Source organism: Pseudomonas sp. FW305-3-2-15-C-LB1 (genome assembly GCF_058787615.1).
In genome coordinates this window covers 173,922-199,184 of record NZ_JBYSZX010000007.1, presented here as the reverse complement: position 1 = coordinate 199,184, position 25,263 = coordinate 173,922, and the positions used below count along the sequence as shown (strand labels likewise).

At 63.0% G+C, this 25,263-nt stretch carries 26 protein-coding genes; 15 read left to right on the top strand and 11 right to left on the bottom strand.

The genetic code is table 11. The features are described 5' to 3' along the window. Nucleotides 1-9: 9 nt before the first annotated feature. Entirely contained in the window at nucleotides 10-414 is a 405-nt protein-coding gene (gene dksA, locus AC3WP7_RS16235; protein ID WP_058424325.1) for an RNA polymerase-binding protein DksA, read from the bottom strand. Nucleotides 415-541: 127 nt separating this feature from the next. Here dksA and AC3WP7_RS16230 point away from each other — a divergent pair, with 127 nt between their 5' ends. Further along, complete coding sequence (locus AC3WP7_RS16230; protein WP_102592198.1) at nucleotides 542-910, top strand: glutamine synthetase; 369 nt, start codon at nucleotides 542-544, stop codon at nucleotides 908-910. Here the strand turns inward: AC3WP7_RS16230 and AC3WP7_RS16225 are convergent. Then, a complete protein-coding gene (locus AC3WP7_RS16225; protein WP_093120256.1) occupies nucleotides 907-2,109 on the bottom strand; it encodes an N-acetylmuramoyl-L-alanine amidase in 1,203 nt (400 codons plus the stop codon). The two genes, AC3WP7_RS16230 and AC3WP7_RS16225, sit on opposite strands and share 4 nt — an antisense overlap. 127 nt (nucleotides 2,110-2,236) lie before the next feature. Between AC3WP7_RS16225 and folE2 the strand changes: the two genes are divergently transcribed. The 7 genes from folE2 to AC3WP7_RS16190 are packed head-to-tail and all read left to right on the top strand — an operon-like array spanning nucleotide 2,237 to nucleotide 7,862. Then, complete coding sequence (gene folE2, locus AC3WP7_RS16220) at nucleotides 2,237-3,133, top strand: GTP cyclohydrolase FolE2 (protein ID WP_093527127.1); 897 nt, start codon at nucleotides 2,237-2,239, stop codon at nucleotides 3,131-3,133. Continuing rightward, nucleotides 3,130-3,798: a metal ABC transporter ATP-binding protein gene (locus tag AC3WP7_RS16215; RefSeq protein ID WP_102592197.1), complete on the top strand. Its 669-nt coding sequence runs from the start codon at nucleotides 3,130-3,132 to the stop codon at nucleotides 3,796-3,798. Before folE2 ends, AC3WP7_RS16215 begins: the two co-directional genes overlap by 4 nt. Then, nucleotides 3,798-4,664 carry a metal ABC transporter permease gene (locus tag AC3WP7_RS16210; protein WP_071490858.1) on the top strand — a complete coding sequence of 289 codons (867 nt, stop codon included), beginning with the start codon at nucleotides 3,798-3,800 and terminating at the stop codon, nucleotides 4,662-4,664. The genes AC3WP7_RS16215 and AC3WP7_RS16210 overlap by 1 nt, the downstream gene beginning before the upstream one ends. Nucleotides 4,665-4,675: 11 nt before the next feature. Then, a complete protein-coding gene (locus AC3WP7_RS16205; RefSeq protein ID WP_092241553.1) occupies nucleotides 4,676-5,554 on the top strand; it encodes a metal ABC transporter substrate-binding protein in 879 nt (292 codons plus the stop codon). Next, nucleotides 5,551-5,964: a phosphoribosyl-AMP cyclohydrolase gene (gene hisI, locus AC3WP7_RS16200; RefSeq protein WP_093120249.1), complete on the top strand. Its 414-nt coding sequence runs from the start codon at nucleotides 5,551-5,553 to the stop codon at nucleotides 5,962-5,964. The genes AC3WP7_RS16205 and hisI overlap by 4 nt, the downstream gene beginning before the upstream one ends. Then, the gene (locus tag AC3WP7_RS16195; RefSeq protein WP_093120247.1) at nucleotides 5,961-6,521 is read left to right on the top strand and encodes a gamma carbonic anhydrase family protein; all 561 of its coding nucleotides are present in this window, start codon (nucleotides 5,961-5,963) and stop codon (nucleotides 6,519-6,521) included. Before hisI ends, AC3WP7_RS16195 begins: the two co-directional genes overlap by 4 nt. 3 nt (nucleotides 6,522-6,524) lie before the next feature. Continuing rightward, nucleotides 6,525-7,862, top strand: a complete 1,338-nt coding sequence (locus tag AC3WP7_RS16190; protein ID WP_093120245.1) for a dihydroorotase — start codon at nucleotides 6,525-6,527, stop codon at nucleotides 7,860-7,862. Here the strand turns inward: AC3WP7_RS16190 and AC3WP7_RS16185 are convergent. Then, the gene (locus AC3WP7_RS16185) at nucleotides 7,859-8,380 is read right to left on the bottom strand and encodes a DUF3617 domain-containing protein (RefSeq protein WP_092241545.1); all 522 of its coding nucleotides are present in this window, start codon (nucleotides 8,378-8,380) and stop codon (nucleotides 7,859-7,861) included. The two genes, AC3WP7_RS16190 and AC3WP7_RS16185, sit on opposite strands and share 4 nt — an antisense overlap. Before the next feature lie 131 nt (nucleotides 8,381-8,511). Between AC3WP7_RS16185 and cls the strand changes: the two genes are divergently transcribed. Beyond that, nucleotides 8,512-9,951, top strand: a complete 1,440-nt coding sequence (cls, locus tag AC3WP7_RS16180) for a cardiolipin synthase (RefSeq protein WP_071490864.1) — start codon at nucleotides 8,512-8,514, stop codon at nucleotides 9,949-9,951. A gap of 74 nt (nucleotides 9,952-10,025) precedes the next feature. On the opposite strand, the gene cfaB is transcribed toward cls, so the two are convergent. The 8 genes from cfaB to hflK (AC3WP7_RS16140) all read right to left on the bottom strand — a co-directional run bounded on the left by cfaB (nucleotide 10,026) and on the right by hflK (AC3WP7_RS16140) (nucleotide 19,178). After that, nucleotides 10,026-11,210: a C17 cyclopropane fatty acid synthase CfaB gene (gene cfaB / locus AC3WP7_RS16175; protein ID WP_102592196.1), complete on the bottom strand. Its 1,185-nt coding sequence runs from the start codon at nucleotides 11,208-11,210 to the stop codon at nucleotides 10,026-10,028. Nucleotides 11,211-11,297: 87 nt separating this feature from the next. After that, nucleotides 11,298-12,086: an HvfC/BufC N-terminal domain-containing protein gene (locus AC3WP7_RS16170; RefSeq protein WP_102592195.1), complete on the bottom strand. Its 789-nt coding sequence runs from the start codon at nucleotides 12,084-12,086 to the stop codon at nucleotides 11,298-11,300. Then, nucleotides 12,077-12,922 (bottom strand): MNIO family bufferin maturase, encoded by an 846-nt coding sequence (bufB, locus tag AC3WP7_RS16165; protein WP_092241537.1) that lies wholly within the window; start codon nucleotides 12,920-12,922, stop codon nucleotides 12,077-12,079. The genes AC3WP7_RS16170 and bufB overlap by 10 nt, the downstream gene beginning before the upstream one ends. 65 nt (nucleotides 12,923-12,987) lie before the next feature. Further along, a complete protein-coding gene (gene bufA2, locus AC3WP7_RS16160) occupies nucleotides 12,988-13,239 on the bottom strand; it encodes a BufA2 family periplasmic bufferin-type metallophore (RefSeq protein WP_071490868.1) in 252 nt (83 codons plus the stop codon). 118 nt (nucleotides 13,240-13,357) lie between these two features. Further along, nucleotides 13,358-15,244, bottom strand: a complete 1,887-nt coding sequence (locus AC3WP7_RS16155; RefSeq protein WP_092241535.1) for a cation-translocating P-type ATPase — start codon at nucleotides 15,242-15,244, stop codon at nucleotides 13,358-13,360. After that, nucleotides 15,241-16,275: a protease modulator HflK gene (hflK, locus tag AC3WP7_RS16150; RefSeq protein ID WP_092241533.1), complete on the bottom strand. Its 1,035-nt coding sequence runs from the start codon at nucleotides 16,273-16,275 to the stop codon at nucleotides 15,241-15,243. The genes AC3WP7_RS16155 and hflK (AC3WP7_RS16150) overlap by 4 nt, the downstream gene beginning before the upstream one ends. Then, the gene (gene hflC, locus AC3WP7_RS16145) at nucleotides 16,272-17,261 is read right to left on the bottom strand and encodes a protease modulator HflC (protein ID WP_071490871.1); all 990 of its coding nucleotides are present in this window, start codon (nucleotides 17,259-17,261) and stop codon (nucleotides 16,272-16,274) included. Before hflC ends, hflK (AC3WP7_RS16150) begins: the two co-directional genes overlap by 4 nt. Before the next feature lie 12 nt (nucleotides 17,262-17,273). Then, on the bottom strand, nucleotides 17,274-19,178 hold the full coding sequence (gene hflK, locus AC3WP7_RS16140) for a protease modulator HflK (protein WP_102592194.1): 1,905 nt from the start codon (nucleotides 19,176-19,178) through the stop codon (nucleotides 17,274-17,276). A 320-nt stretch (nucleotides 19,179-19,498) separates the two neighbouring features. Here hflK (AC3WP7_RS16140) and AC3WP7_RS16135 point away from each other — a divergent pair, with 320 nt between their 5' ends. From AC3WP7_RS16135 to AC3WP7_RS16110, 6 genes are read left to right on the top strand one after another with little or no spacing between them, the layout of a single operon-like run. After that, a complete protein-coding gene (locus AC3WP7_RS16135; protein WP_071490873.1) occupies nucleotides 19,499-20,122 on the top strand; it encodes a CDP-alcohol phosphatidyltransferase family protein in 624 nt (207 codons plus the stop codon). A gap of 11 nt (nucleotides 20,123-20,133) precedes the next feature. Continuing rightward, nucleotides 20,134-21,882, top strand: coding sequence for a bifunctional alpha/beta hydrolase/class I SAM-dependent methyltransferase (locus tag AC3WP7_RS16130; protein ID WP_071490874.1), 1,749 nt, complete (start codon nucleotides 20,134-20,136; stop codon nucleotides 21,880-21,882). A gap of 2 nt (nucleotides 21,883-21,884) precedes the next feature. After that, complete coding sequence (locus AC3WP7_RS16125; RefSeq protein ID WP_093120231.1) at nucleotides 21,885-23,183, top strand: phosphatase PAP2/dual specificity phosphatase family protein; 1,299 nt, start codon at nucleotides 21,885-21,887, stop codon at nucleotides 23,181-23,183. Beyond that, nucleotides 23,173-23,616 (top strand): hypothetical protein, encoded by a 444-nt coding sequence (locus AC3WP7_RS16120; RefSeq protein ID WP_102592193.1) that lies wholly within the window; start codon nucleotides 23,173-23,175, stop codon nucleotides 23,614-23,616. The genes AC3WP7_RS16125 and AC3WP7_RS16120 overlap by 11 nt, the downstream gene beginning before the upstream one ends. A gap of 9 nt (nucleotides 23,617-23,625) precedes the next feature. After that, nucleotides 23,626-24,246, top strand: coding sequence for a lysophospholipid acyltransferase family protein (locus AC3WP7_RS16115; protein WP_102592192.1), 621 nt, complete (start codon nucleotides 23,626-23,628; stop codon nucleotides 24,244-24,246). Between the two features lies 1 nt (nucleotide 24,247). Continuing rightward, nucleotides 24,248-25,180: a phosphatidate cytidylyltransferase gene (locus AC3WP7_RS16110; protein ID WP_017528659.1), complete on the top strand. Its 933-nt coding sequence runs from the start codon at nucleotides 24,248-24,250 to the stop codon at nucleotides 25,178-25,180. Nucleotides 25,181-25,263 lie beyond the last annotated feature (83 nt).

Genomic DNA, 25,263 nt, shown 5'->3' with positions numbered 1-25,263 from the left:
GTTGGCCGGTCAAATCGCCCGTTTATGGCGTTCGCGCAGCTCTTCACGTTCTTTGGCTTCGATACACAGGGTGGCGGTAGGACGCAGCAACAAGCGCTGCAGGCCGATGGGCTCGCCGGTCTCGCGGCACCAGCCGTACTCGCCGCGTGCCAGCAATTCGAGGGCGTCGTCGATCTTGTCCAACAGCTTCTTTTCCCGCTCCAGCAGGCGCAGTTGCCATTGGCGCTGTTCTTCGGCGCTGCCCACATCGGCAGGGTCGCTGTTGGTTTCCTGCTCGCGCAGCAGCAGGAATTCGGCGTCGATACGCGCTTGCAGCTCATTGCGTTGCGCCAGCAGCAACTCACGGAAGAAGCCTTGCTGGGCTTCATTCATATAGTCGGCGGGCGGTTGGGCCAGCAGGTCTTGTTCGGTCATGGAGAGCGGTTCACGGGTCAGGCTGTGTTTTAATGTTATAGTATAACAATACAAATAAGCCAATCCCCTCTTGCTCACCACGACGAAGGGCGCAATGCTTGAACACTTCCCTGCCACGAGAAACCTGATGAAATACCTGGTGTGCGCCCTGGTTTTGGCTGCGGCGGGACCTGCCTGCGCCCAGGCCCCCAACCTGTTGGCCCACTGCACGCGCAGCGCCAACCTGCTGGCTTGTGTCGACCCATTGGGCAATGCCTACAGCGTGGCGACGGTCGGCAGTACCACGTATCTGCGCGGATACGAGGTGATAGGCAAGCGCTACTGGGCACAGACCAACAGCCGCTACGGGCAGCTGACCTTTTTTACCGGGTTGGCGTCGGACGGTGAGGCGTGGGTCGGCTACACGCGGCGCGTGGGCTGGACCACCCTCAACCGGTTTTCCAGTTCGGGTGGTGCCCGCGCAAAATTCACCTGCAGCCGTATAACGGGTTGCTAGACTTGGGCGTTCTTCTGTTCCTGCACCCACGCCATGTAGCTGTTCATCGGTGGGTTCTTCTGGAAATACTTTTTCAAGCCTTCGAACAACCCATCGGCAACCGCTTGTTGATGCCGCGCGGTAACCAGCCGCGCACTGTCACGCGCATTGGAGATAAACCCGGTTTCCACCAGGATCGACGGCACGTCGGGTGACTTGAGCACCGCGAATCCCGCCTGTTCCACGCGTTTCTGATGCAGGCTGGTGATGCCTTCCAGGCTGCCCAGGATCGAGTGGCCCAGTTGCAGGCTGGAGGCGATGGTAGCGTTCATCGACATGTCCAGGATTACCCCGGCCAGCATCGGGTCCTTGTCCTTGAGATTGAGCAGGCTGGTGGCGCCGAGCAAGTCGGCACCGTTTTCCCGTTGCGCCATGAACCGCGCCGTGGCGGACGTCGCGCCGCCTTCGGACAGGGCATACACCGACGCGCCCGAGGCGGTGATGCGTGGTGCCGCGTCCGCATGCACGGAGATGAACATGTCGGCATTGTGCTTGTGGGCGATCTCCACCCGTTTGCGCAGCGGTACGAAGAAATCGTCGTTGCGCACCAACTTCACGTCAAAGCCTTTCTCGCGCTTCAAGCGTTTGGCCAACAGTTGCGCAATGGACAGCACCACGTCTTTTTCACGCTGGCCCTTGGAGCCGACTGCACCCGGGTCCTTGCCGCCGTGGCCGGGATCCACCACCACGATGATGTCGCGCTTGGGGTGGGCCTTGTCCACGCGCGGCGCAGGTTCAGCGGCCATCTGGCGAGGCACCTGGGTGGCGCTGGTCAGGTCCAGCACCAGGCGATGACCCTGGCCGTCCTGAGGCGGCAATAGAAAGCTGTTGAGCTGCATCGGTGCGACCAGGTCCAGCACGATGCGTGTATCGCCTTTACCAAAATGCCCCGAGCGAATCGAGGTGATGCCGCTGTTCTTCAACGCCAACTGAGAGAAATCACCGCTGAGCCCGGCCCCGCTCAGATCAATGATCAGGCGCTCCGGCGCGCTCAGGGTGAAGGTCTTGTATTGCACCGGGCCGCTGAGGTCGAACACCAACCGCAGCTTGTCGTCCGAGCGCCACAGGCGAGCATTACGAATCTGTGTGGCATGGGCGGCAAACGGCAAAGTGAACAGCGGACTGGCCAGAAGCAGGTTAAGAAGCTGACGTCTGTGCATGAAAAGTTACCGCAAAAAGGAGCGTCCCTGCTCGACATGACTGAAAAAAGGCTGGCGCAGAAAAACCATCGTCGACACAATAGTTATACTATAACATGTCTTTTTATTTCCAATGATGGACCTGCTCATGAATGCGCTGACTCTGCCGGATATCGCCGCGCAGGCTTCACGCCAAGCCTTGCCACTCGACTGGGTAGGCATGTGCGGCATCGCCCTGCCGATCCTCATCGACGGCGAGCGTCTTGCTGCTACTGCCGATGCCGGCGTAAGCCTGGATGATGGCGCCGCCCGTGGCATTCATATGTCACGCCTGTACCTGGCGCTGGAGATGCTCGACCAGCAGCCGCTTACACCTGCACTTCTGCGTAATGTACTGCAGCGTTTTCTCGACAGTCATGAAGGTTTATCTAATAACGCCTACCTGCGTATCCATACCGATCTGCTGCTCAAGCGCTCGGCGCTGGTCAGCCCGTTGGCTGGCTGGAAAGGCTACCCGGTGAGCATCCAGGCCCGCCTGGAAAACCAGATGTTCCACGTGGAACTAAAAATTGACGTTACCTATTCCTCAACCTGCCCGTGCTCCGCCGCCCTCGCCAGGCAATTGATTCAGCAGCAATTTCTGCAAGACTTCGGCAACACCCCGCTGCAGCATGAAGACGTGTTGACCTGGCTCGGCAGCGCCAACGGCATCGTCGCCACACCTCACAGCCAGCGCAGCAGCGCGCAGTTGCTGATCGAGCTGGACGGCGACCAACCCAGCCTGCCCATCACCGAACTGATCGATAACGTCGAAGCCGCCCTCGGAACCGCCGTACAAACCGCTGTAAAACGCGCGGACGAACAGGCCTTCGCCCTGGCCAATGGGCAGAACCTGATGTTCTGCGAAGACGCCGCCCGCCGCCTGAACCTCGCCTTGAAACGCTCGGATGCGGTCAACGCCTTCCACCTGAAAGTGATCCACGCCGAAAGTCTGCACGCGCACGATGCCGTGGCGGAAAGCCGCTGGACGAGAAACCCTGCATGATCACCTGCACCGCCTTACGCTGGGGCGCCCCAGGCCAACCGCTGACGCCCGCCCTCGACCTCACTCTGGAAAAAGGCAGCCTCACCGGCATCATCGGCGCCAATGGCACCGGCAAAAGCAGCCTGCTCAAGGTCATCGCCGGCCTGCAAAAGCCCTTGGCGGGCAAGGTCACGGTGGCGGTTCCACGCCGTGGCGGTCTGTCGTTTCTGCCGCAGCAACAGCACCTGGACCGCCAGTTCCCCATCAGCCTGCAAGAGCTGGTCTCCGCCGGCTTCTGGGGCACCCAGCTCTCCCCGCAACAACGCAGCCGGCGCCTTGAAGCCGTGCTGGAAGACTGGTGCCTCAGCGGCCTGGAACATCGCCCGCTGATGGCTCTCTCCGGCGGCGAACTGCAACGCGCCCTGCTCGCGCGCATGAGCCTGGCCGAAGCGCCGGTGCTGCTGCTCGATGAACCCCACGCCGCCCTCGATGAAGCAGGCCAGGCGCTGTGCTGGAAACACATCCACGCCTGGCACGATCAAGGCCGTACGCTGATCGTGGTCTGCCATGACCTTGCCTCCGTGCGCCATCACACCCAGCACGTGGTGCAGATCAAGAATACCGGCTGCCTGTTCGGCCCCAGCAAAGAGCTGATCCGCCCACAGCCCCAAATGCAGGTGGCCTGATGCACTTCGCCGCCCACCTGTGGATGCCCTTCCTCGACTTCGTGTTCATGCGTCGTGCGTTGATCGGCGGACTGGTACTTGCCTGCAGCACCGCGCCGCTGGGCGTGTTCCTGATCCTGCGACGCATGAGCCTGATCGGTGACGCCGTGGCCCACGGCATCCTGCCCGGCGCCGCACTCGGTTTCTGGTTTGCCGGCCTCAGCCTGCCGGCCCTGACCATCGGCGGCCTCGGCGCCGGCTTGAGCATGGCCGGCCTGTCCGCGTGGATCACCCGTCGCACCGGCCTGCGTGAAGACGCCAGCCTCGCCGCCATCTACCCCATCTCCCTCGCCGCCGGCGTGTTGATCCTCGGCATCGCCGGCAAGCGCCTGGACTTGCTGCACCTGCTGTTCGGCTCGGCCCTGGCGGTGGATGAAACCACCCTCACCGGCATGCTCTGGGTCTCCGGGTTCAGCCTGATCGCCATGGCGGTGATCTACAGACCGTTGCTGCTGGACACTCTCGATCCGCTGTTCCTGCAAACCGTCAGCCGCCTCGGCCCACTGGCCCACGGGTTGTTCCTGACCCTGGTGGTGCTGAACCTGGTGATCGGTTTCCAGGCCATCGGCGCCTTGATGGTGGTGGGCTTGATGATGTTGCCGGCCATCGCTTCACGTTTCTGGAGCCGGCGCCTGCCGGTGTTGATCGCGGTATCGGCGGTGCTGGGAAGCCTGTCGGTGTGGCTGGGTTTGTTGTTGTCGTTCTACTACTCGTTGCCCAGCGGCCCGGCCATCGTGCTGGTGGCGGGTGCCGGGTATCTGCTGTCCGTGGTCTTCGGTCCGGTGCACGGCTTGCTGCGCCGCCCGCCCTCCCTTACATCCCAATGAGGTGTTTCCCGATGCGCGCTTTACTCGTGCTGTTCAGTCTGCTGCTGCCGTTGTCGATGGCCCAGGCCGCCGACAAACTCCAGGTGGTGACCAGTTTCAGTATTCTCGATGACATCACCCACCAGATCGGCGGCGATCACATCCAGATCAGCAACATGGTCGGCCCTGACGCCGACGCCCATACCTACGAACCAACGCCGGACGACGCCAAGGCGCTGCTCAAGGCCAAGCTGATCATCAAGAACGGCCTGGGCTTCGAGCCGTGGCTGGACCGGCTGGTGGCCAGCACTGAAACCAAGGCGACCGTGGTCACCGCCAGCAAAGGCGTGATTTCCCACACCATGGAAGAGGACGGCGAAACGATCCCCGACCCCCACGCCTGGCACAACCTGGCCAACGCCGAAATCTACGTGAACAACATCACCAAGGCGCTGGTCGCCGCCGACCCGGCGAACAAGGCTGACTACCTGCGCAACAGCCAGGCCTACCTGAAAGAAATCTACCGCTTGCTGGCCGAAGCCAAGGCCAAGTTCGGTGAGCTGCCAGCAGGCAACCGCCGCATCGTCACCTCCCATGACGCCTTCGGCTACCTGGGCCAGGCCTACGGCATTGAGTTCCTTGCGCCCCAGGGGCTGTCCACCGAACGTGAACCGTCCGCCGCCGAGGTCGCCGCGCTGATCACCCAGATCCGCAAAGACAAAGTCAAAGCGGTGTTCATGGAAAACATCAAGGACTCGCGCCTGCTCAAGCAGATCGCAGACGAAAGTGGCGCGCAGATCGGCGGCACGCTCTACTCCGACGCCCTCGCCGCGCAAGGTCCGGCCAGCACCTTTACCGGGCTGTTCGAATACAACCTCAACACCTTGTGCGCGGCCCTGGGCAAGCCATGACCCTGAGCATGCTCGATCTGGAAGGGGCTGCCGTGGGCAGCCGCTTTCCACTCGGACAGGTGCTCGACGCCCTGCCCTGGAACAGCGACGGCCTGATCGCCGCCATCGCCCAGCAACACGGCAGCGGTGAAGTATTGATGCTGGCCTGGATGAACCGCCAGGCCCTAAACGAAACCCTGGCCACCGGGCAAGTCTGCTACTGGTCACGCTCGCGTCGGCAGCTATGGCGTAAAGGCGAAAGCTCCGGCCATTGGCAACAACTGGTCGAAGCGCGCCTGGATTGCGACGGCGACGCCGTGTTGCTGATCGTCGACCAGCAGGGCCCGGCCTGCCACACCGGTCGCCCTACCTGCTTCTACAACGCTATCGATGGCGACTACGTTCACATCCTCACGGAGCCCTCAGCATGATCCGCAAGAACCCATCCGGCGATCTTCCCGTCATTGCCGAATCAGCCTACGTCGACAAGACCGCAATCATCTGCGGCAAGGTCATCATCGGCGAGAACGTCTTCGTCGGCCCCTACGCGGTGATCCGCGCCGATGAAGTCGACGCCAGCGGGGGCATGGACCCGATCACCATCGGCGCCAACTCCAACATCCAGGACGGCGTGGTCATCCACTCCAAGTCCGGCGCGGCGGTGACCATCGGCGAGTTCACTTCCATCGCCCACCGCTCCATCGTCCACGGCCCCTGCAGCGTCGGCGACCGTGTGTTCATCGGCTTCAACAGTGTGCTGTTCAACTGCGCCGTGGGTGATGGCTGCGTGGTGCGTCACAACTCGGTGGTCGACGGTCGCGATTTGCCCGCCGCCTTCTACGTGCCCTCCACCACCCGCATCGGGCCCGCCACCGACCTGTCGCAATTCCCGCCGGTCAGCGTAAGCGCCTCGGAGTTTTCCGAAGACGTGGCGCGTACCAACGTCGATCTGGTGCGTGGCTACAAAGCCCTGCAAAACGAGTTCTGAGCCATGAGTCGCGTGCTGATTCGCAATGCCCGCCTGGTGAATGAAGGCCAGGAGTTCGACGCCGATGTACTGGTCGCCAATGGCCGTATCGAGAAGATCGCCGCCAGCCTTGACGGCTATAACGAGCCGGTGGAAATCGACGCCCAAGGCCAGTGGCTGCTGCCGGGCATGATCGATGACCAGGTGCACTTTCGCGAACCCGGCGCGCCGGACAAAGGCAGCTTCTACAGCGAATCCCGCGCCGCGGTGGCCGGCGGCATCACCAGCTTCATGGACATGCCCAACACCAACCCGGCCACCTTGAACCTGCAAGCGCTGGCCGACAAGAAACGCCGTGCCGCCCTGCACTCGGTGGCCAACTACGGCTTTCACTTTGGTGTCAGCAACGAAAATCTGGACACCGTCGCCGCCCTCGACCCGCGTGAAGTCGCCGGGGTGAAAGTATTCATGGGAGCGTCCACCGGCAATATGCTGGTGGATGACCCGCGGATCCTGGAGCGCCTGTTCGCCGAAGTGCCAACCATCCTGCTGGCCCATTGCGAACACACGCCGAGTATCCAGGCCAACGAACAACGTCTGCGCGAGCGCTTCGGCGACAATATTCCCGCCGTCGCGCATCCACTGATCCGCGATGCTGAGGCGTGCTATCGCTCCTCATCTTTTGCCGTGGAGTTGGCCAGGCGCCATGGCACGCGCCTGCATGTGCTGCACCTGACCAGCGCCCGCGAACTGGCGCTGTTCGACGACAAGCCCCTGGCCGAAAAACGCATCACCGCCGAAGTCTGCCTGCACCACCTGCTGTTCGACGACCGCGACTATCACCGCCTCGGCCACCAGATCAAATGCAATCCGGCGATCAAGAGTCGTGCCGACCGCGACGCCTTGCGCCAGGCCTTGCTGAGTGATCGATTGGACGTGATTGGCAGCGACCATGCGCCTCACACCTGGGGGCAAAAACAATTGGGTTACCGAGAGGCGCCGTCCGGACTGCCGCTGGTGCAACACGCGCTGCCGGCACTGTTGGAACTGGTGGCTGACGGGCATCTGCCGCTGACCACGCTGGTGGCGAAGACCAGTCATCGCGTGGCCGACCTGTTCGCCATCCCGGATCGGGGTTACCTACGCGAAGGCTATTGGGCCGACCTGGTGCTGATCAAACCCGAGCCCCACGGCAAGCCGGTGAGCAGCGAGCCGATCCTGGCCCGCTGCGGTTGGACCCCCTTCGCCGAGCGCAGCTTTCGTCATAGCGTCGGCACCACGCTGGTCTCCGGCCACTTGGCCTGGCACAACGGTCAGGTAGTCGACAGTTGCCAGGGCCTGCCATTGCATTTCCTGCGTTAAGCGCGAGGCTTGACCGTACCGCAATCGTTGCCCAGCCACTGGGCGTGACTGTCGAGGCTGCCCTTTTGCTGAATACCAGTGGCATTGAAGGTGCCGTTGATGGTGGTGGTGAATTCCTTCTGACTCTGGAAGGTCGCCACGCCCGTGCCCTGGGCTTTCGGGCAACTGAAGCGGAATTTCCACTGGTTGCCGGTCTTGTCCGTCACTTGCTGTTTGCAGCCCGATTGCGGGTCGGTCAACGGGATAGAATCAGAGGCGACCTGCGCCGGTGTCAGGCACACCTGCACGCCTTTGCCGGCCATGGTGATGCCTTGTTTTTCCAGCATGGCGCGCTGTTCGGGGGTCATTTGTTGCTTGAGTTGACCAAGGATCAGCGACAGGTCCGGCAGGTCCTGGTTATCGACTTTCATATTGCTGGTGGTCAATTCCCACAAGCCTGGCGCCAGCATCTGCGCCTGTGCGGCCACCGGCAGCGACAACCCCATAACCATGGCTAAAGACAGCAGACGTGCATTCATCGGGTAACTCCTGGTTGATGTTGGGCGTTAGACGCCGCCAGGGCGCCAGTGTTGCACGGCAAATAAAATAGCGACATTCGTAAGCAGACATGGTCTGTTAGGCACTTGGATTGCCTGGAGTACCGTCGTCCATGGATTTCTTTGGCCCGCACCTGCTCGCCTACTTCATCGCCACGCTGCACTTTCTCGGGACTCTCGCCGCGATCCACGCGGTGCTGACCGTCAGGACCGCCCAAGGCTCGATCGCCTGGGCCTTGTCGCTGATGTTCATGCCCTACCTCACGTTGATCCCCTACCTGATCTTCGGCCGCAGCACGTTCGACGCCTACATCCAGGCCCGCCGCCAGGCCAACCAGGAAATGCACACCGCGATCACCGCGCTGAACTGGCGCCCCTGGGTCGAGGAAGCCCTCGCGGCGCGCAACTCCAGCGCGTACACCTCTTTGCGCGCCATGCCCAAGCTGGGCCGCATGCCGTGCCTGGCCAACAATGAAGTGCGCTTGTTGATCAATGGCGAGGCCACGTTCAGCGCAATCTTCGAGGCCATTCGCAACGCCAGGACGGCGGTGCTGTTCCAGTTCTTCATCATTCATGACGACGAGCTTGGCCGCCAACTGCACGCGCTGTTGAAGGAAAAAGCGGCTGAAGGCATAGACATCCACGTGCTCTATGACCGCATCGGCAGCCACGCCCTGCCCCACCGATATGTGCAATCGCTGCGGGACGCCGGGGTGAAAGTCAAAGCGTTCGCCACCCGCGGCGGCTGGCTCAATCGCTTCCAGGTCAATTTCCGCAACCACCGCAAGATCGTGGTCGTGGACGGCATCACCGGGTTTGTCGGCGGGCATAACGTCGGCGATGAATACCTGGGCAAGAAACCACCGCTGGCGCCGTGGCGCGATACCCATGTGCAGGTGACCGGCCCGGTGGTGGCGTGTTTGCAAGAGTCGTTTGCCGAAGACTGGTTCTGGGCTGCACGCGAGCTGCCGCCGCTGATCCTGCCGGACGCCTACCCGGAAGACGGCGTGCTCTGCCAATTGCTCGCCAGCGGTCCCGCCGACCCGTATGAAACCTGCTCATTGTTTTTTGTCGAGGCCATTCATGCGGCGACCGAACGCGTATGGATCACCAGCCCGTACTTCATCCCCGACGAAGCGGTGTTCGCCGCCCTGCGCCTGGCAGTGCTGCGCGGGGTCGATGTACGCCTGTTGCTGCCCTCACGGCCCGACCATCGCATCGTCTACGCGGCATCGAGCCTTTACGCGATCGAAGCCGTGCGCGCCGGTGTACGGGTGTTCCGCTACACGCCGGGCTTCCTGCATCAGAAAGTCGTACTGGTGGACAGCGAAATCAGCGCCATCGGCAGTGCGAACATGGACAACCGCTCGTTCCGGCTGAATTTCGAAGTGATGTTGCTGACGGTCGACGAAGCCTTCGCCCGGGAAGTGGAGCTGATGCTGCTGGACGACTTTGCCCTGGCCCATGAGGTCAGCCAGCAAGAGAGCCGCGAGACGCGCCGCCTGCAACAACTGGGCATGCGAGTCGCGCGGCTTATTTCACCGATTCTTTAACACACTGCGGTGAACCCTGTGGGAGGAGCTTGCCCCCTCCCACACTTGGACCTTCATTTTTCGCAGAAACGGGGTTAGCGGTAGATATCTTCCCGCGTCCACGGCAGGTCATGGCTGCCATCGGCATGGGGTTTCACCGCCAGGATCTGGTGCAGGTTGATCCAGCCCCGGGCAAACGCATAGGCGCAACCGGCCAGGTACAGGCGCCAGATGCGTAGCGCCTGCTCCGGCACCATCTTCGCCGCCGCCTCCAGGTTGTCTTCCAGGCGCTCGCTCCAATGGTCCAGGGTACGCGCGTAGTGCAGGCGCAGGCTCTCGACGTCGACCACTTCCAGCCCGACTTCACTGATCTCGGCGGTCATCATCGCCAGGTGCGGCAGCTCACCGTTGGGGAACACATAACGCTCGATGAACTCCCCGGCGCCACGACCGACCGGGCGGCCATCGGTGTGCTTGGCGGTAATGCCGTGGTTCATCACCAGGCCGCCTTCGCGCACGGCGCCGAACAGGGTCTTGCAGTACTGCGCCAGGTTGGCGTGGCCGACGTGTTCGAACATGCCCACGCTCACCACTTTGTCAAAACGGCCGTCTTGCGGCAGGTCGCGGTAGTCGAGCAATTGCAGGTCCACCTGGTCTTCGAGGCCCTCGGCCTTCACCCGTTCCCGGGCCAGGGCCAACTGCTCCTTGCTCAGGGTGATACCAAACACCTTGACCCCGAACTCCCGCGCAGCAAACCGCGCCAACCCACCCCAACCGCAACCTACGTCGAGCAAATACTCGCCCGGCTGCAGCCGCAGCTTGCGGCACAGATGGCGGAATTTGTCTTGTTGCGCCTGGTCGATGGATTCGCTGCCGGTTTCGAAATAACCGCAGGAGTACGCCATGTCCTGGTCCAGCCACAGCTGGTAGAACTCGTTGGACAGGTCGTAATGGTAGGAAATAGCCGCTGCGTCAGTGGCCTTGTCGTGGATCGAGCGCACCGGACGACTCCCCTCGTCGTCTTCGATCAGGGCGTGACTCAATTCGTCACACACCCGGATGACCTCGGAGATGGAGCCTTCCAGCTCCAATTTACCCTCGACGAAGGCTTCGCCCAATGAATCGAGCGTGGGATGGGTCAGTTTCTTAACAACCGTGGGGTCCTTCACCACGATGGTCACACTGGGCTCGGGGCCCAAGTTGAATTCATGGCCATCCCAGAGTCGAAGACGCAGCGGTAGCTGAAGATTCTGTAAGGCCGGTGGAAGTTGCGCGAGCATGAGTAGTCCCCCCTTGTTTCAGACGTCTGCTGTGAGGGTAGACCATCCGAAGACAAAGTAGGAGGCTATCGATTTGATAGCGGTCCTCTATGGGGCTCGGCGCTCGAGCAAACCATCCTGGACCCACTGTTTCAGCCACGTCACGGCTTGCAGTGGAGCACCCTCTGCATAAGTGACTGCCAGTTCCGCGCACAGTTCTGAAAAACGCCAGCCGGTGGTCACCATGCCTGCCAGGGCGCAGATTTCTGCAGGTTCCAGGCTGCGGTAGTGGCACACATTCTGGTGCCGCCATACCAGACAGATCTGCACCGGATCCAGGGTCTGGCTATGGGGGAAGTCTGACTCATCCTTGCTGGCTCGCCAGATCGCCACGGTATTGAAGCGGCAGAAGACCTGTTGCACGGAGGGCGCCAGCGTCACCTGCAGGCCCGGCCAGTCTTCAGGGGCCAGGCTTGCCATGTCGTGAAGGGTCAGCGGTTCGCCCTGCGGCGCGTCGAATGCCAGGGTAAACGCCCACTCCAACCGCGCCAGCTCCGCCAGCGGCACACCTTGCTCCGCCACCAGATGCTCAAGGATAAACGTCGGGAAACGCTCGCCCAGCCAGCGCAGGCTGTAATGGGCCGAGGGGTAGCGCCGCACATAGGCTTCGGTCAGCGCGGCAAACTCGTCATCCCCCAGCCAATAGAGAATGGCGCTGAAGTCATGCCGCAAGACGTCCTGCAACCGCGAGATATAGGCGTTGTGATAAATCGCCAGGCCCGTGTCCACATCCAGCGTCGGCCCGCCCAGCAGGGTCGCGGCGAAGCCACTGTTGGCGACAGGTGTTTCGGATAAAAGGTGCTGTTCGAAGGCCAGCTGCCAATCGGTCAGGCGCATAACGATCTCCTGGCCAACGCCATGGCGCCCAGTTCACGGGCTTTGCTGAGCTCGGTAAGCAACTCTTCGAAGGGTGGGAAATGGTCGTCCCGCTCCAGTAGCGTCGACACCGGCCCCAGGTGCTCCAGCGTCTGTTGATAGAGGTCCCACACCGGGTCACACACCGGATGGTCATGGGTATCGACCACGTAGTCGCCGTAGTCCATGTGCCCGGCCAGGTGCAGCTGGCGGATGCTCTGCGGCGGCAGGTTGCGGATAAACGTCCAGGCATCGAAGCCATGATTGCGCGAGCTGACGTACACATTGTTGACGTCCAGCAACAACTGGCACCCCGACAGGTGGGCCAGGGCGTTGAGGAATTCCCACTCGGTGAACTCATCGGCCTTGGAACGCACGTAACTGGAGACGTTTTCCAGCACCAGCGGGCGTTCCAATGTGTCCTGCACTTGGCGCACGCGGGCGGCTACGTGATAGAGGCTTTCTTCGGTGTAAGGCAACGGCAGCAGGTCGTGCAACTGGTGGGCGCTGCCGCGGCTCCAGCACAGATGATCGGACACCCACGCCGGCTGGATACGCTCGGCGAGCTGTCTGATCTGCTTAAGATAGTCGGTGTCGAGGGCATGGGGCCCGCCGATGGACAGGGACACCCCATGCATCACCAGCGGATAACGCTCGGCTATCGCGTCCAGGTAGTACAAGGCTTTACCGCCCTGGACCAGGTAATTCTCGGAGATCACTTCGAACCAATCCACAGCCGGCGATTGTTCAAGGATCTGTTCGTAGTATTCGTTGCGTAAACCCAGGCCGTAACCCAGGAAGGGAAGAGACATGGCCATTGCGGACTCCTGGAAAAGTGTCCGCAGCGGCTTGAAGGCTCGCTGCGGTTGCACTCGGCTTGCGATTACTCGCCGACCTTGCCGCCGGCGGCGTCGCAGGCGGCCTTGGTCATGGCCTTGAAACCGTGACCTTTGCAGACAGCCTGGCCTTTACAAGCGTTTTCAGCGGTCTTGCAATCGTTCATGCCTTTGCAGGAGGTGACGCCGTAGCAATGAACAGTAGCGTCGGCGGCCTGTGCCTGGGTAGCGACACCGGCGAACATGGTGGCGGCAGCGATAGCCAGGGCAGCACCGGAAACGGCATTTTTGATGTTCATTTTTTATATTCCTCAACGATCAGTAGGGGTGTCGGGCTGAACGGATTGTTCAGTCTCGACACACCACTAGAGTGAGGCCCCTCATCCGCGTTACAGGGGTGCGCAAAAATTTCTGAAATTATTCTTCAAGCTTTAAAAGGGGCTCCTGGAAGCGCAGCAAGCGCCCGGCATTACCCAGGACCAGCAAGGTGCTGAGGTTATGCAACACCGCAGCAATCATCGCCCCGGCAGCGCCCAACCAGCCAAACGCGGCGAATATAACGATCGCCAAGGTCCAGCCCAGACCGATGATCACGTTGACCTGCAACGTCTGCCGGCACTGACGACTCAAGCGCACGCACGTCCCCAGGCGCCGCAGGTCGCTGCCGATCAACACCACATCCGCCGATGCCAGGGCGATATCCGCCCCGCCCGCGCCCATGGCCACGCCGACCACACCGGCCTTGAGCGCCAGCGAATCATTGATGCCATCCCCCACGACCATCGGCCGGAAACCGCTGCCGATTTCACCCAGCACGCGGTTGAGCTTGTCTTCCGGCAGGGCCTGGGCTTGGACGTCACTGATGCCCACATCCAGCGCCAGGCTGTCGGCGACGCTCTGGCGGTCGCCGGTGAGCAACAGTTGACGACCGAGGCCAAGGTCGCGCAGCTCTTGCAGGGCCTGGCGGGCCTCCGGCTTGACGCTATCGGCCAGCAACAGCCAGGCCAGAAACTGACCGTCCAACGCCAGCCCGGCGATGGGCCCATCGTGGTTCGGCACCGGCGTGGTCGCGATGCCCAACTGCTCGAACAATTCCGGGCGGCCCAGAGCCGCTTCGCCCTGATCGGTCTGCGCCACCACGCCGAGGCCCTGGCGTTCGCGGATATCCGTCAGCGCCAGCCTGTGTTCCTGCGTCGCCAACCCCGCCAACGCCCGGCTGACCGGGTGGCTGCTGGCCGAACCCAGGCTCGCCGCCAGGTTCAACAACACCTGCCGGTCCGGCGCCGTGGTGTCGATGGCGTGCAGACGCAGAGCGCCATAGGTCAGGGTGCCGGTCTTGTCGACCACCAGGGAGGTCAGGTCCGCCAGTTCTTCGAGGAACGCCGAGCTGCGAATCAGAATCCCATGCCGTGCCGCCACGGCGATCCCGGCAATCGCCGTGGCCGGCGCCGACAGCACCAACGCACACGGACACGCCGCCACCAGCACGGCAAGCATCGCCTGGGCATCATTGGTCACAAACCAGGTCACCGCCGCCAGCAGCAGCACCAGCACCATATAGCTGCCGGCGTACCGCTCCAGCAACCGCGTGATCGGCGGCTTGGAACGCTCGGCGTTCTGCATCAGTGCGATGACTTTGCCCAGGGTGGACTCGTTACCGGTGCGGGTCACTTGCAGGCGCAGCAACCCATCGAGGTTGATCGCCCCACCAAACACCTGCACACCCACGCTGGCTTCCAACGGCACCGACTCACCGGTAATCGGCGCCGTGTCAAGGCTCGCCTGGCCTGACAGCACCACGCCATCCGCCGGCACTCGGTCGCCGGCACGCACCTCGACGATGTCACCGGTATTCAGCGTGCCATTGTCTACTTCCCGGATGCTGCCATCGGCCTGCACCAAACGCGCATGGCTGCGGGTCAGCTTGCCCAGGGCATGGATCGCCTCCTGGGAGCCGATCACGCTGCGCTCTTCCAGCACATGACCAAAAATCATGATGATCGGCAGCAACGCGGCGGTCAGCAGGTCACCCGTGGCCCAGGCGCCGAGCATGGCCAGGGCGATCAGTTGGTCGGTGATGCCATGCAGGCTGGGGAATCGCAGGCTGTACCACGCCGAACGCATCACCGGCACTGCCACCAACAGCGATGCGACACCCAGCAGCAACTGGCTCACACCGCTCTGGTCCGGCGCCAGCCAGCGCCACACCAGGCCCAGCGCCAGCAACCCCAGGGCCAACATAGCCAGGGTCAATTGCCGGGCAGCGCTGCGCTGTTCTGCAGAGGTCAGCATGGGTGCGCTCATTGTTCGGCTCCCTGGATGATCAAGCGAGCGTCGTCTTTCGGATCGACCGTGGTCACGGAACCAGCCTGGCCGAGAATCTTCGGCAGGCGCTCGCGGTACAGGCGCAGCAGCAAGCCCGGGTCTTTCACCTGGGCCAGGCTGGCGACGGTGGCGGTCTGCGCCTGGGCATTGGCCAGGCGTTCACTGGCCTGGGCATGGGCGACTTGCACCAGGCGGTCGGCCTGCTGGGTCGCGGTCTGGGTGAGTTTCTCGGCGTCGGTGCGCGCATTGGCCACCGCCTTGTCGGCCTGCTGGCTGGCGGTGAGTACCGCATTGAAGGCATTCACCGCCGGGCCCGGCAGGCTCGACTGCACGTCGACGCGAGTCACTTCGATGCCCAACCCCAAGCCTGTGGACGCTAGCTCCACGAGGCGCTTGTTGATGCCTTGCACCAGGTCGCCGCGCAGCCGTTCGCGACGTTCGGCGGCGCCGTTGTCGGTGCCGATCAGTTCGGGGCGAGCCACCAGGATCGTGTCCAGGTCACGTGCGGCGGCCAGGGCCACGGCGCTGCGGGTCACCAGTCGATCCAGGGCGGGCAGCACATGCTCACCCTGCAACACAAAGGCGTAAGGCTCGGTGACTTTGTAGAACACCCGCACATCCAGTTGCACCACGCCGGCATCGCCGGTCAGCAGGTACCCGGAGCCGGCCAGTGCATCACTCAGCGGCGTGGCGAAACTGGCTACGCGGTCGGCCTGGGTCGCCGCATCGGAGCGCAACAGGTTCTCCACCCGACGCTCGATCACCCGGTCAGCCGCCGGCAACAGCACCACCTGCTCGAACGGCTGCGGCCACGCCAGCAACAGCCCGGCATTCTGGATGCGGTCGAGGGCGCCGAAGTGCAGCACCACGGCACGGTTCTGCGGGTCGATCTGGCGCACATTGGAAAACGCCCAGGCCAGTGCCGCCAGCACCGTCACTGCGTACAGAGCCAGGAACGTCAGGCGCCCGGCCTGTATCCATGGGCTGTCCGGGCTCTCACGCTCGGTCATGGCTGGATGTCCTTCGGTCCGTCTACCAAGGCACGGAACGGCGCAGCGTCGGTGCGCAGGATGATCTTGGTGCCCGGCGTGACCACGGTGCCCAGGGTATCCAGCGAGCGCAGCAGGTTATACAGCTGTGGATTGCCGGCGTAGGCACGGCCGTAGATCTGCGCGGCTTCGACCCGGGATTGCGCTTCGATATCGGCGGCTTTCACCGTGGCATCGGCCTGCATGATGCGCGCATCACGCTCGGCGGCAGAGCGGATCTGCGCCGCCTCGCGCTTGCCCACGGCGGTGCGTTCGGTGGCGATGGTTTCACGCTCGGCACGCATGCGGTCGACGGTGGCCGTCAGGGTGACCGACGGCAGCGTCAGCCGTTCGATACCGACCTGTACCACACGCACCCCGTAAGTATTGAGCAATTGTTGATCAATCTGCTGGCGCAGTTGTGCTTCGAAATCAGCGATGCGCACCTGGCTGGCGTCGGTGTTGATCAGGCTCGACAGGTCGAAGCTGGCCGCCGTGGTTTCCAGCGCCGAGCCGACGAAGGTGCGGATCTGCCGCGCCGCTTCATCAGGCTGGTTCTGCACCGCACGCATGAAGCGCTGCACATTGTCCGCATCGCCCTGTACCTGCCACGCCACGTAGGCCTGCACGATGATGCGCAGGCCATCGCGGGTGCCCACATCCTGCAGACCGCTGGAGGTGGTGCGCAGGCGCAAATCCACCGGGATCGCCGCTTCGAACGGTGCCGGCCAACGCCAGCCCAGGCCGGGCTCCAGCAGCACCCGCGCCGGGTTGCCGAACCGGGTAATCACCGTGGCCTCGCCGGACCGCACCTGCACCAGGCTGGCGGCTGCAACTGCAAACAGCACCAGCAACGCCGCCCAGGCCATGCGCCGCCAGGGGAATGGGCCGGCAGCGTGCTCGTCACCGTGATGATGATGGTGGTGATGGCCATGATGATGACCGTGATCGTGGGAATGAGCGCTCAACGGACCGACTCCTTATTGAACGGCTTTACGCGGCAGCGAAGGATCGGCCGGCAAGGTAAAAGAACGCAGATCGATCGTCGGCGCGCCATCGGCGCCCAGGCGGTGATCCAGGATAAGCAGCTTGGCGTGGGCCAGGCCCTGGCTGAGTAGACCGAGGTACTGTTCCAGCACGAACGCCTGCCCGGCGGTGGCATAGGCCTTTTGTTCAGCGGCAAAACGCAGGTCGGCCGCCTGGGCGCCAGCGTTCACTTCACGGGCGCTGGCCGTGGCCTGGTCGCGGGCGGTACTGGCTTGCAACAAGGCCTGGTTGGTTTGCTCGCTGGCCGCGCCGCGCTCGCGGGAGATCAGCGCCTGGGCGCCGATCTGCGCGGCTTGCACGCCGTGGTAGGCGTTGGCGGCACCGGCCGGCGGGTGGATCGCCTCGACCACCGTGGCGAGGATTTCCACGCCACTGTCGAGTTTTTGCAGATCGGCCTGTACGGCGCGGCCGATTTCGTCGGCCAGGCTGGTGCGTTGTTCGCCGAGCAATTCGTCGAGGGTGCGCGAGGCAAAGTCATGTACGAGGATGCGGCTGGCGGTGCTGCGGATCAGGGTCGGCACGTCCGCGCTGTTATAAGTGGCGGCGAGCGCGGCCTGGTCGCTGAGGCCGATGCGGTAGACGAAACGCACGTCCATGTTGACGATCTGGAAGCCCTGCTTGTCGCCGCTGCTGCTGGCGATCACCTGGGACTTATCGTTCACATGGCTGGCGTCCCACAAGCGGTTGGCGATCAGCGGCGCCGGGCCTTCGGCGGGCGTCAACGCCGGCGCGGCGGCGTCGCTGACACTGGTGGCCAGCTCGTGCACCACGCCGTTTTCGACGCTGATCACGCGGCCCAACGGCCAGGGCAGGCCGGCATGCAAACCGGGGCCGAATACCTGGATGGGTTTACCGAAGCGTTCATAAATCCCACGGCCTTGCAGCGGCACTTCATGCACGCCGGTCAGTGCCCAACCTACTGCCAGCACCACCAGCAGCACCGGCAGGAACGCCCGGCGCATGTAGGTAAACGCCCAGATCTGGCGCAGGTCGATGCCGAAGCGGTTATGCAATTCGTGCTGCAAGGCGAGCAAGGGTTGAGGCGGCCAGCGCAGCAGCCCGGCGATAAAACTGTGCGCCATCAGGCGGGGCTCAAGGCGGGGCTGGCGTGGGCTGAACAGCGACAACACGGCCCTCAGTACAAACTCCAGCGAGACCAGCGCGGGCAGCAGGCCGATCAACACCGCCAGGCGCAATGGCCAGATGGACTCGGCACCAGCGAACAGCAGGCAAATCGCACTGAGCACCAGGCACACAATCGCCACCCGACTCAACTGCGCGAGCTGCCCGGCTTCCGGCCATTGCGCGACGGTTTCCTGGGCCAGGCGACGTTCAAATACCAGCAAGCCAAACGCCAGGGCCAACGCCAGCGCGGCGCCGATGCTGGCCGACTGGCCGACCGGTGCAGCGGGCAACCCCAGGTTCCAGAACTCGACAATGCTGATCAACGCCAGCCACGCCCAGCCGCCAAGCCACAACACGGGCGTGCCGATCTGCGTGCCAAAACGCTGCATCAGCCGTGCATAGCGGCCGGGGTCTTCAAGCGGCACTTCAGCCGCGGGTTGCTCCATCGCCTGGGCGCGCCAGTCCGCCACCCACCACGCCGATTGCAATCCGGCCACCAGCAGCAGCAACGCCGACGCACAGTTGATCAACACAACCGGCCAGATCGACAGCGGCGCAAACAGCGCGACAAACAGCGCCAGCACCCAACCGGCAACGGCCAGCACCGTCAGGCTGATACCAGCCTGGCGCAATCGACGGGCATGAAACGACCCTTGTTGAAAACGCGGAAGGCCTTCCACCGAAGCGCCGTCAGCTTCCAGATCCACTTGCATCCACTCAACGCTCACGTGTACATAATTCGTTACGATATAACACGGAGCGTGAAATTTTTGTTCGAAAAACATTGCTTTAAGCGGTACACCGTTCCCGTGTGGGAGGGGGCTTGTCCCCGACAGCGGTGTGTCATCCAACACCGGTATCAACTGGCCCACCGCCATCGGGGGCAAGCCCCCTCCCACATTTGATCTACCGCACCGTCAAGATCGTGATTAACCCCCCATAAACGCGAGCCATCACTAGTGCCGGCAACGAATTATCGTCACACTCCAGAACAGTTTTTCGCGGGCTCACGGACAAGGAAGCGTCACCCCCCATGATTTCGATCTATCAGCTCAAGCCGCGTTTTCAAAACCTGCTGCGTCCACTGGTGCAGCGCCTCTACGACAACGGCACCACCGCCAATCAGATCACCGTTTTGGCCGGCGTGATTTCGCTGCTGGTCGGCCTGCTGATCGCCAGCTTCGCCACCCACCTGTGGCTGTTCGCGCTGATCCCGCTGTGGATGATCCTGCGCATGGCGCTCAACGCCATCGACGGCATGCTCGCCAGGGAATTCGGCCAGCAATCGCGCCTGGGCGCCTACCTGAATGAGCTGTGCGACGTAATCGCCGACAGCGCGCTGATCCTGCCATTCGCACTGATCCCAGGTGTGAGCCTGGTGCCGGTGCTGCTGGTGGCGCTGCTGGCGGTGTTCAGCGAGTACGCCGGTGTGCTCGGTCCGATGGTCGGTGCTTCGCGCCGCTATGACGGGCCGATGGGCAAGAGTGATCGTGCCTTTGTGCTCGGCGTACTGGCCACCGGCGTGGCGCTGGGCTGGCTGGGCGTCGGCTGGGTCGACGCGGTGATGTGGCTGGTGGCCGCCCTGCTCGCCTACACCCTGGTCAACCGGGTGCGCCAGGGCCTTAAAGAACAACAAGAAACCTCACCGATTGCATAAGGATTTTTGCGATGCGCGAACAGCAAGAGCACACCTTCAGTACCCATGATGGCGTCGAGCTTTTTTATCGCCACTGGCCGGCCACGGAAACCACCGGTCAGCGCCAGGCCATCGTGCTGTTCCATCGCGGCCACGAGCATTCCGGGCGTATCGCCCACCTGGTGGATGAGCTGAACCTGCCGCAATTCGACTTCTTCGCCTGGGACGCCCGCGGCCACGGCCAATCCCCCGGCGAGCGCGGCGACAGCCCCAGCTTCGCCACCAGCGCCCGCGATGTGCAGACCTTCTGCGACCACATCGGCGCCACTTACGCCATCGAGGAAGAAAATTTTGCCGTCGTCGCGCAAAGCGTCGGCGCGGTGATTGCCGCGACCTGGGTGCATGATTACGCACCGAAAATCCGCGCGCTGGTGCTTGCCTCCCCGGCGTTCAAGGTCAAGCTCTACGTGCCCTTCGCCCGGCCGGGCCTGGCGTTGATGCGCAAGTTTCGCGGCAACTTTTTCGTCAACAGCTACGTGAAGGCCAGGTTCCTCAGCCATGACCCGGAACGCGTGGCGTCCTACGACAGCGACCCACTGATCACCAAGGCCATTTCGGTCAATGTGCTGCTGGGCCTGTACGAAGCCGCCGACCGGGTCGTAGCCGATGCCCAGGCGATCCAGGTGCCGACCCAGTTGCTGGTCTCCGGCTCCGACTTTGTGGTGCACCGCAAGCCCCAGCAACAGTTCTTCGACCGCCTGGGCAGCCTGAAAAAAGAGCTGCACATTCTCCCCGGTTTCTTCCACGACACCCTCGGCGAACGTGATCGCGCCACCGCTGTGAGCAGCGCCCGGCGCTTCATCCTGCAGAACTTCGAACACCCGCTGGATCGCGCTTCGCTGCTGGACGCCGACAAACTCGGCGCCACCTGCGCCGAATCCGAAGCCCTGGCCGCACCGCTGCCGCGCAACTCCCTGCGCGACCTGTACTGGCGCATGACCCGCGCCAGCATGGGCCTGGGCAAGAACCTGTCGGACGGGGTGAAACTGGGCTTCGATACCGGTTTCGACTCCGGCAGCACTCTGGACTACGTGTACCGCAACACGCCTACCGGCAAAGGCGGGCTGGGGCGGATGATCGACACCAATTACCTCAACTCCATCGGCTGGCGTGGTATTCGCCAGCGCAAGCTGAATGTGGAGGAACTGCTGCGCCTGGCCATGGCCAAGTTGCGCGGTGAAGATCGGGAAGTGCGCATCGTGGATATCGCCGCCGGCCACGGTCGCTACATCCTGGAAGCCTTGCAGGGCGTGTCGCCGCTGCCGGAATCGATCCTGCTGCGCGACTACAGCGACATCAACGTGCGCGACGGTGGCGCGTTGATTCGCGAGAAGGGTTTGGGGGATATCGCGCAGTTCGTCAAAGGTGATGCGTTTGATCGCCTGGACCTGGCGGCACTCGACCCCAAGCCGACCCTGGCGGTGGTGTCCGGGCTGTATGAGTTGTTTGCCGATAACGGCATGGTCGGCGGTTCGCTGGCCGGGCTGGCCGAAGCAGTCGAGCCCGGCGGTTACCTGGTCTACACCGGCCAACCCTGGCACCCACAGTTGGAATTGATCGCCCGTGCCCTGACCAGCCACCGCCAGGGCCAGGCCTGGGTGATGCGCCGGCGCAGCCAGGCGGAAATGGATCAACTGGTGGAGGCGGCCGGTTTCCGCAAAATCACCCAGCGTGTGGATGAGTGGGGCATTTTCACCGTGTCCCTGGCACAGAAGATCTGAACATGCGCGAACCCGGTTTATTGAAACCCGCGGTGCTGTGGCTGCTGCTATTGGCGCCGCTGTTCTTCAGCACCTACGGCTTTGCCACCTGGGTCACCAGCCAGCGCAGCGACGTCGGCACGCTGGTGTTCGGCTGGGAAACCCATATGCCGTTCTGGGCATGGACGATCGTGCCTTACTGGTCCATCGACCTGCTATATGGGTTTTCGTTGTTGTTGCCCAACACCCGGCATGAGCTGAAGCAACATGCACTGCGCTTGCTGAGTGCCCAGGTGATTGCCGTGAGCTGCTTCCTGCTCTGGCCGTTGCGCTTTACCTTCGAACGGCCGGAACTGGATGGTGTGTTTGGCTGGCTGTTTGCGGTGTTGGCCGGGTTCGACAAACCGTTCAATCAGGCGCCCTCGCTGCACATCGCGCTGCTGGTGATCCTGTGGGTCATGTACCAGCGCCACACCCAAGGCGTATGGCGTTGGCTGGTACATGGCTGGTTCGCGTTGATCGGTATTTCGGTGCTGACCACTTATCAACACCACTTTATCGACTTACCCACAGGCGCCCTCGCCGGGTGGATTTGTGTGTGGCTGTGGCCGGTGGAACATCCGAGCCCGTTGTTGAGTGCACGGCTGACGCGAGATCCCAAGCGCTGGCGGTTGGGCGTGCGCTATGGGCTTGGCGCGGTACTGTTGGCGATTCCAGCGTTTGTACTGGGCGGTTGGTGGCTGTGGCTACTGTGGCCGGCGGTTTCCCTCGCCTTGATCAAGGCCAATTACTTGGTGCTGGGGGCTTCGGGCTTCCAGAAACGCACTGACGGCCAACAGACGCCCGCTGCACGCTGGCTATATGCACCCTATCTGGCCGCCGCCTGGATCAACTCGCGCCTGTGGACACGCAAGCATCCACAGCCCGACCTGATTGTGGATAACGTCTGGCTCGGGCGTATTCCTGCCACAAGCGAGCAAGTGCCCTTCAAGGCCATCGTCGACCTGTGTGCCGAATTACCGATTAATCCACAGGGGCGGGCCTATCAATCCATCCCGGTACTCGACCTGATCGCGCCCACGCCTGCCGAATGCCTGCAAGCCGCCCAAGCCATCGAACGTCTGCGCGCCAGCGGCCCCTTGCTGGTGTGCTGCGCCCTCGGCTACTCGCGCAGCGCTACCGCCGTCGCCGCCTGGTTGCTGCACACCCGGCGCGCCGCGACGGTAGAGCAAGCGCTGTCTATCATTCGTACAGCACGGACCGATGTGGTCCTGCGCCCCGCACACCGAGAAGCGTTGGAGGGATTGCCCCATGCCCGCTGATATGGAACTGCAGGTGGTCGCCAGCCTGCTGCGTCGTGGCCGTTCGCTGGATCAGTTATCCACAGGCCTGACGCTGGCCGGTGTGCTGTTCGGCATGGCGCAGTTGTTGATGGCGAGTATTTCGATCATCTGCCTGCTGCTCAGCCTGTGGATGATTATCCTCGGGCTGCTGCAAAAGTACTGGGCGCTGCGCGTGGCGTTCGACGCCGACCTGTTCGCCCTGCTGGCTCGCGACATCGAGCGCACGCCGGACCTCGACCAGGCCCTGGTGACGCTCGGCCTGCAATCGGCCAAGCGCATTGGCCGGCCCTGGGCTGAACGCCGTCGCGGCGCGCTCAAACTGTTGCGCAAACAAGCCTGGCTGCTCGGCGCGCAAGCGCTGCTGAGCCTGGGCGTGATCCTCGCCAGCCCTTGGCTGCCTTTCGCCGGATAAGGAATCCCCATGTTCGAACCCGTGGTCGCCACGCTGATTACCTCCATGGCCCGCACCGTCACCGGCGCCCGCAGCCTGTGGCTTGGGTGCGCGCCGGTGCCGGTGCAACGCATCTACTTCGCCAACCACAGCAGCCACGGCGACTTTGTGTTGCTCTGGGCGTCATTGCCGCAAAACCTGCGCAAATTCACGCGCCCGGTGGCCGGCAGTGATTACTGGAACAAAAGCGCCCTGCGCCGCTACATCATCAACCGGGTGTTCAACGGCGTGTTGATCGACCGCGAACGCAAGGACCCTGTGGATAACCCTCTACAGCCGATGCTCGACGCCCTGGAAGGCGGCGACTCGCTGATCATCTTCCCGGAAGGCACGCGCAACCTCGAAGACGGCCTGCTGGCGTTCAAAAGCGGCCTTTATCACCTGGCGAAAAGTTACCCACAGGCCGAGTTGATCCCCGTGTGGATCGCCAACCTCAACCGCGTCATGCCCAAGGGCCGCGTGCTGCCGCTGCCTTTGTTATGCACCACCAGTTTCGGCGCCCCGCTGCAATTGGAAGACGGCGAAGACAAAGCCGCCTTCCTGGCCCGTACCCGCGATGCTCTGCTCGCCCTTGCTCCGGAGCACGTCTGACATGGATAGCCAAACCCTGATGTTGTTCGGCGGTATCGGCGCGATTCTGGTGCTGGCCTCGCTGATCGGCCTGATCCTCAAACTGCGCACCCGTGGTACGCCCAACGCGGTGATCGACAACCTCAACGCCCGCATCAACGCCTGGTGGGTGATGGTGGTGGTCATCGGCATCGCCTTCTGGCTCGGCACCGGCGCGGTGATCTTGCTGTTCTACGCCGTCTCGTTCTACGCCCTGCGCGAATTCCTCACCCTCACCCCCACCCGCCGCAGCGACTATCCCGCGCTGGTCGCCGCGTTTTACCTGGCGCTGCCGCTGCAATACCTGCTGATCTATTCGGACTGGTACGGGCTGTTCTCGATTTTCATCCCGGTGTACGTGTTCCTGCTGCTGCCGATCCTCGCCTCCCTGGGTGGCGACAGCACGCACTTCCTCGAACGTGCCTCGAAAGTGCAATGGGGCCTGATGATCGCAGTGTTCTGCGTATCCTTCGTGCCCGCCCTGCTCACCCTCGACATCCCTGGCTACGAAGGCCGCAACCTGTTGCTGATTGCCTACCTGGTGATCGTGGTGCAACTGTCGGACGTGCTGCAGTACGTGTGTGGGAAGTTGTTCGGGAAGCACAAGATCGCACCCAACCTGTCGCCCTCCAAAACCGTCGAAGGCTTCGTCGGCGGGATTCTCCTGTCATCCCTGATCGGCGCAGCCCTGTGGTGGACCACGCCGTTCAACCCGTGGCAGTCGTTCCTGATTGCGCTGCTGATCAACCTGCTCGGCTTTGCCGGCGGCATCGTGATGTCGGCGATCAAGCGCGACCGGGGCGTGAAGGACTGGGGGCATATGATCGAAGGGCACGGCGGGATGCTGGATCGGTTGGATTCGGTGTGCTTTGCGGCGCCGATCTTCTTTCATCTTGTGCGCTACTGGTGGACCTGAGGTCCGCTCTAAAGCCAGATAACGATCTGGCAGGTGGTGAGCGGGCTTGCCCCGCGTTGGGCTGCGCAGCAGCCCCATGACAA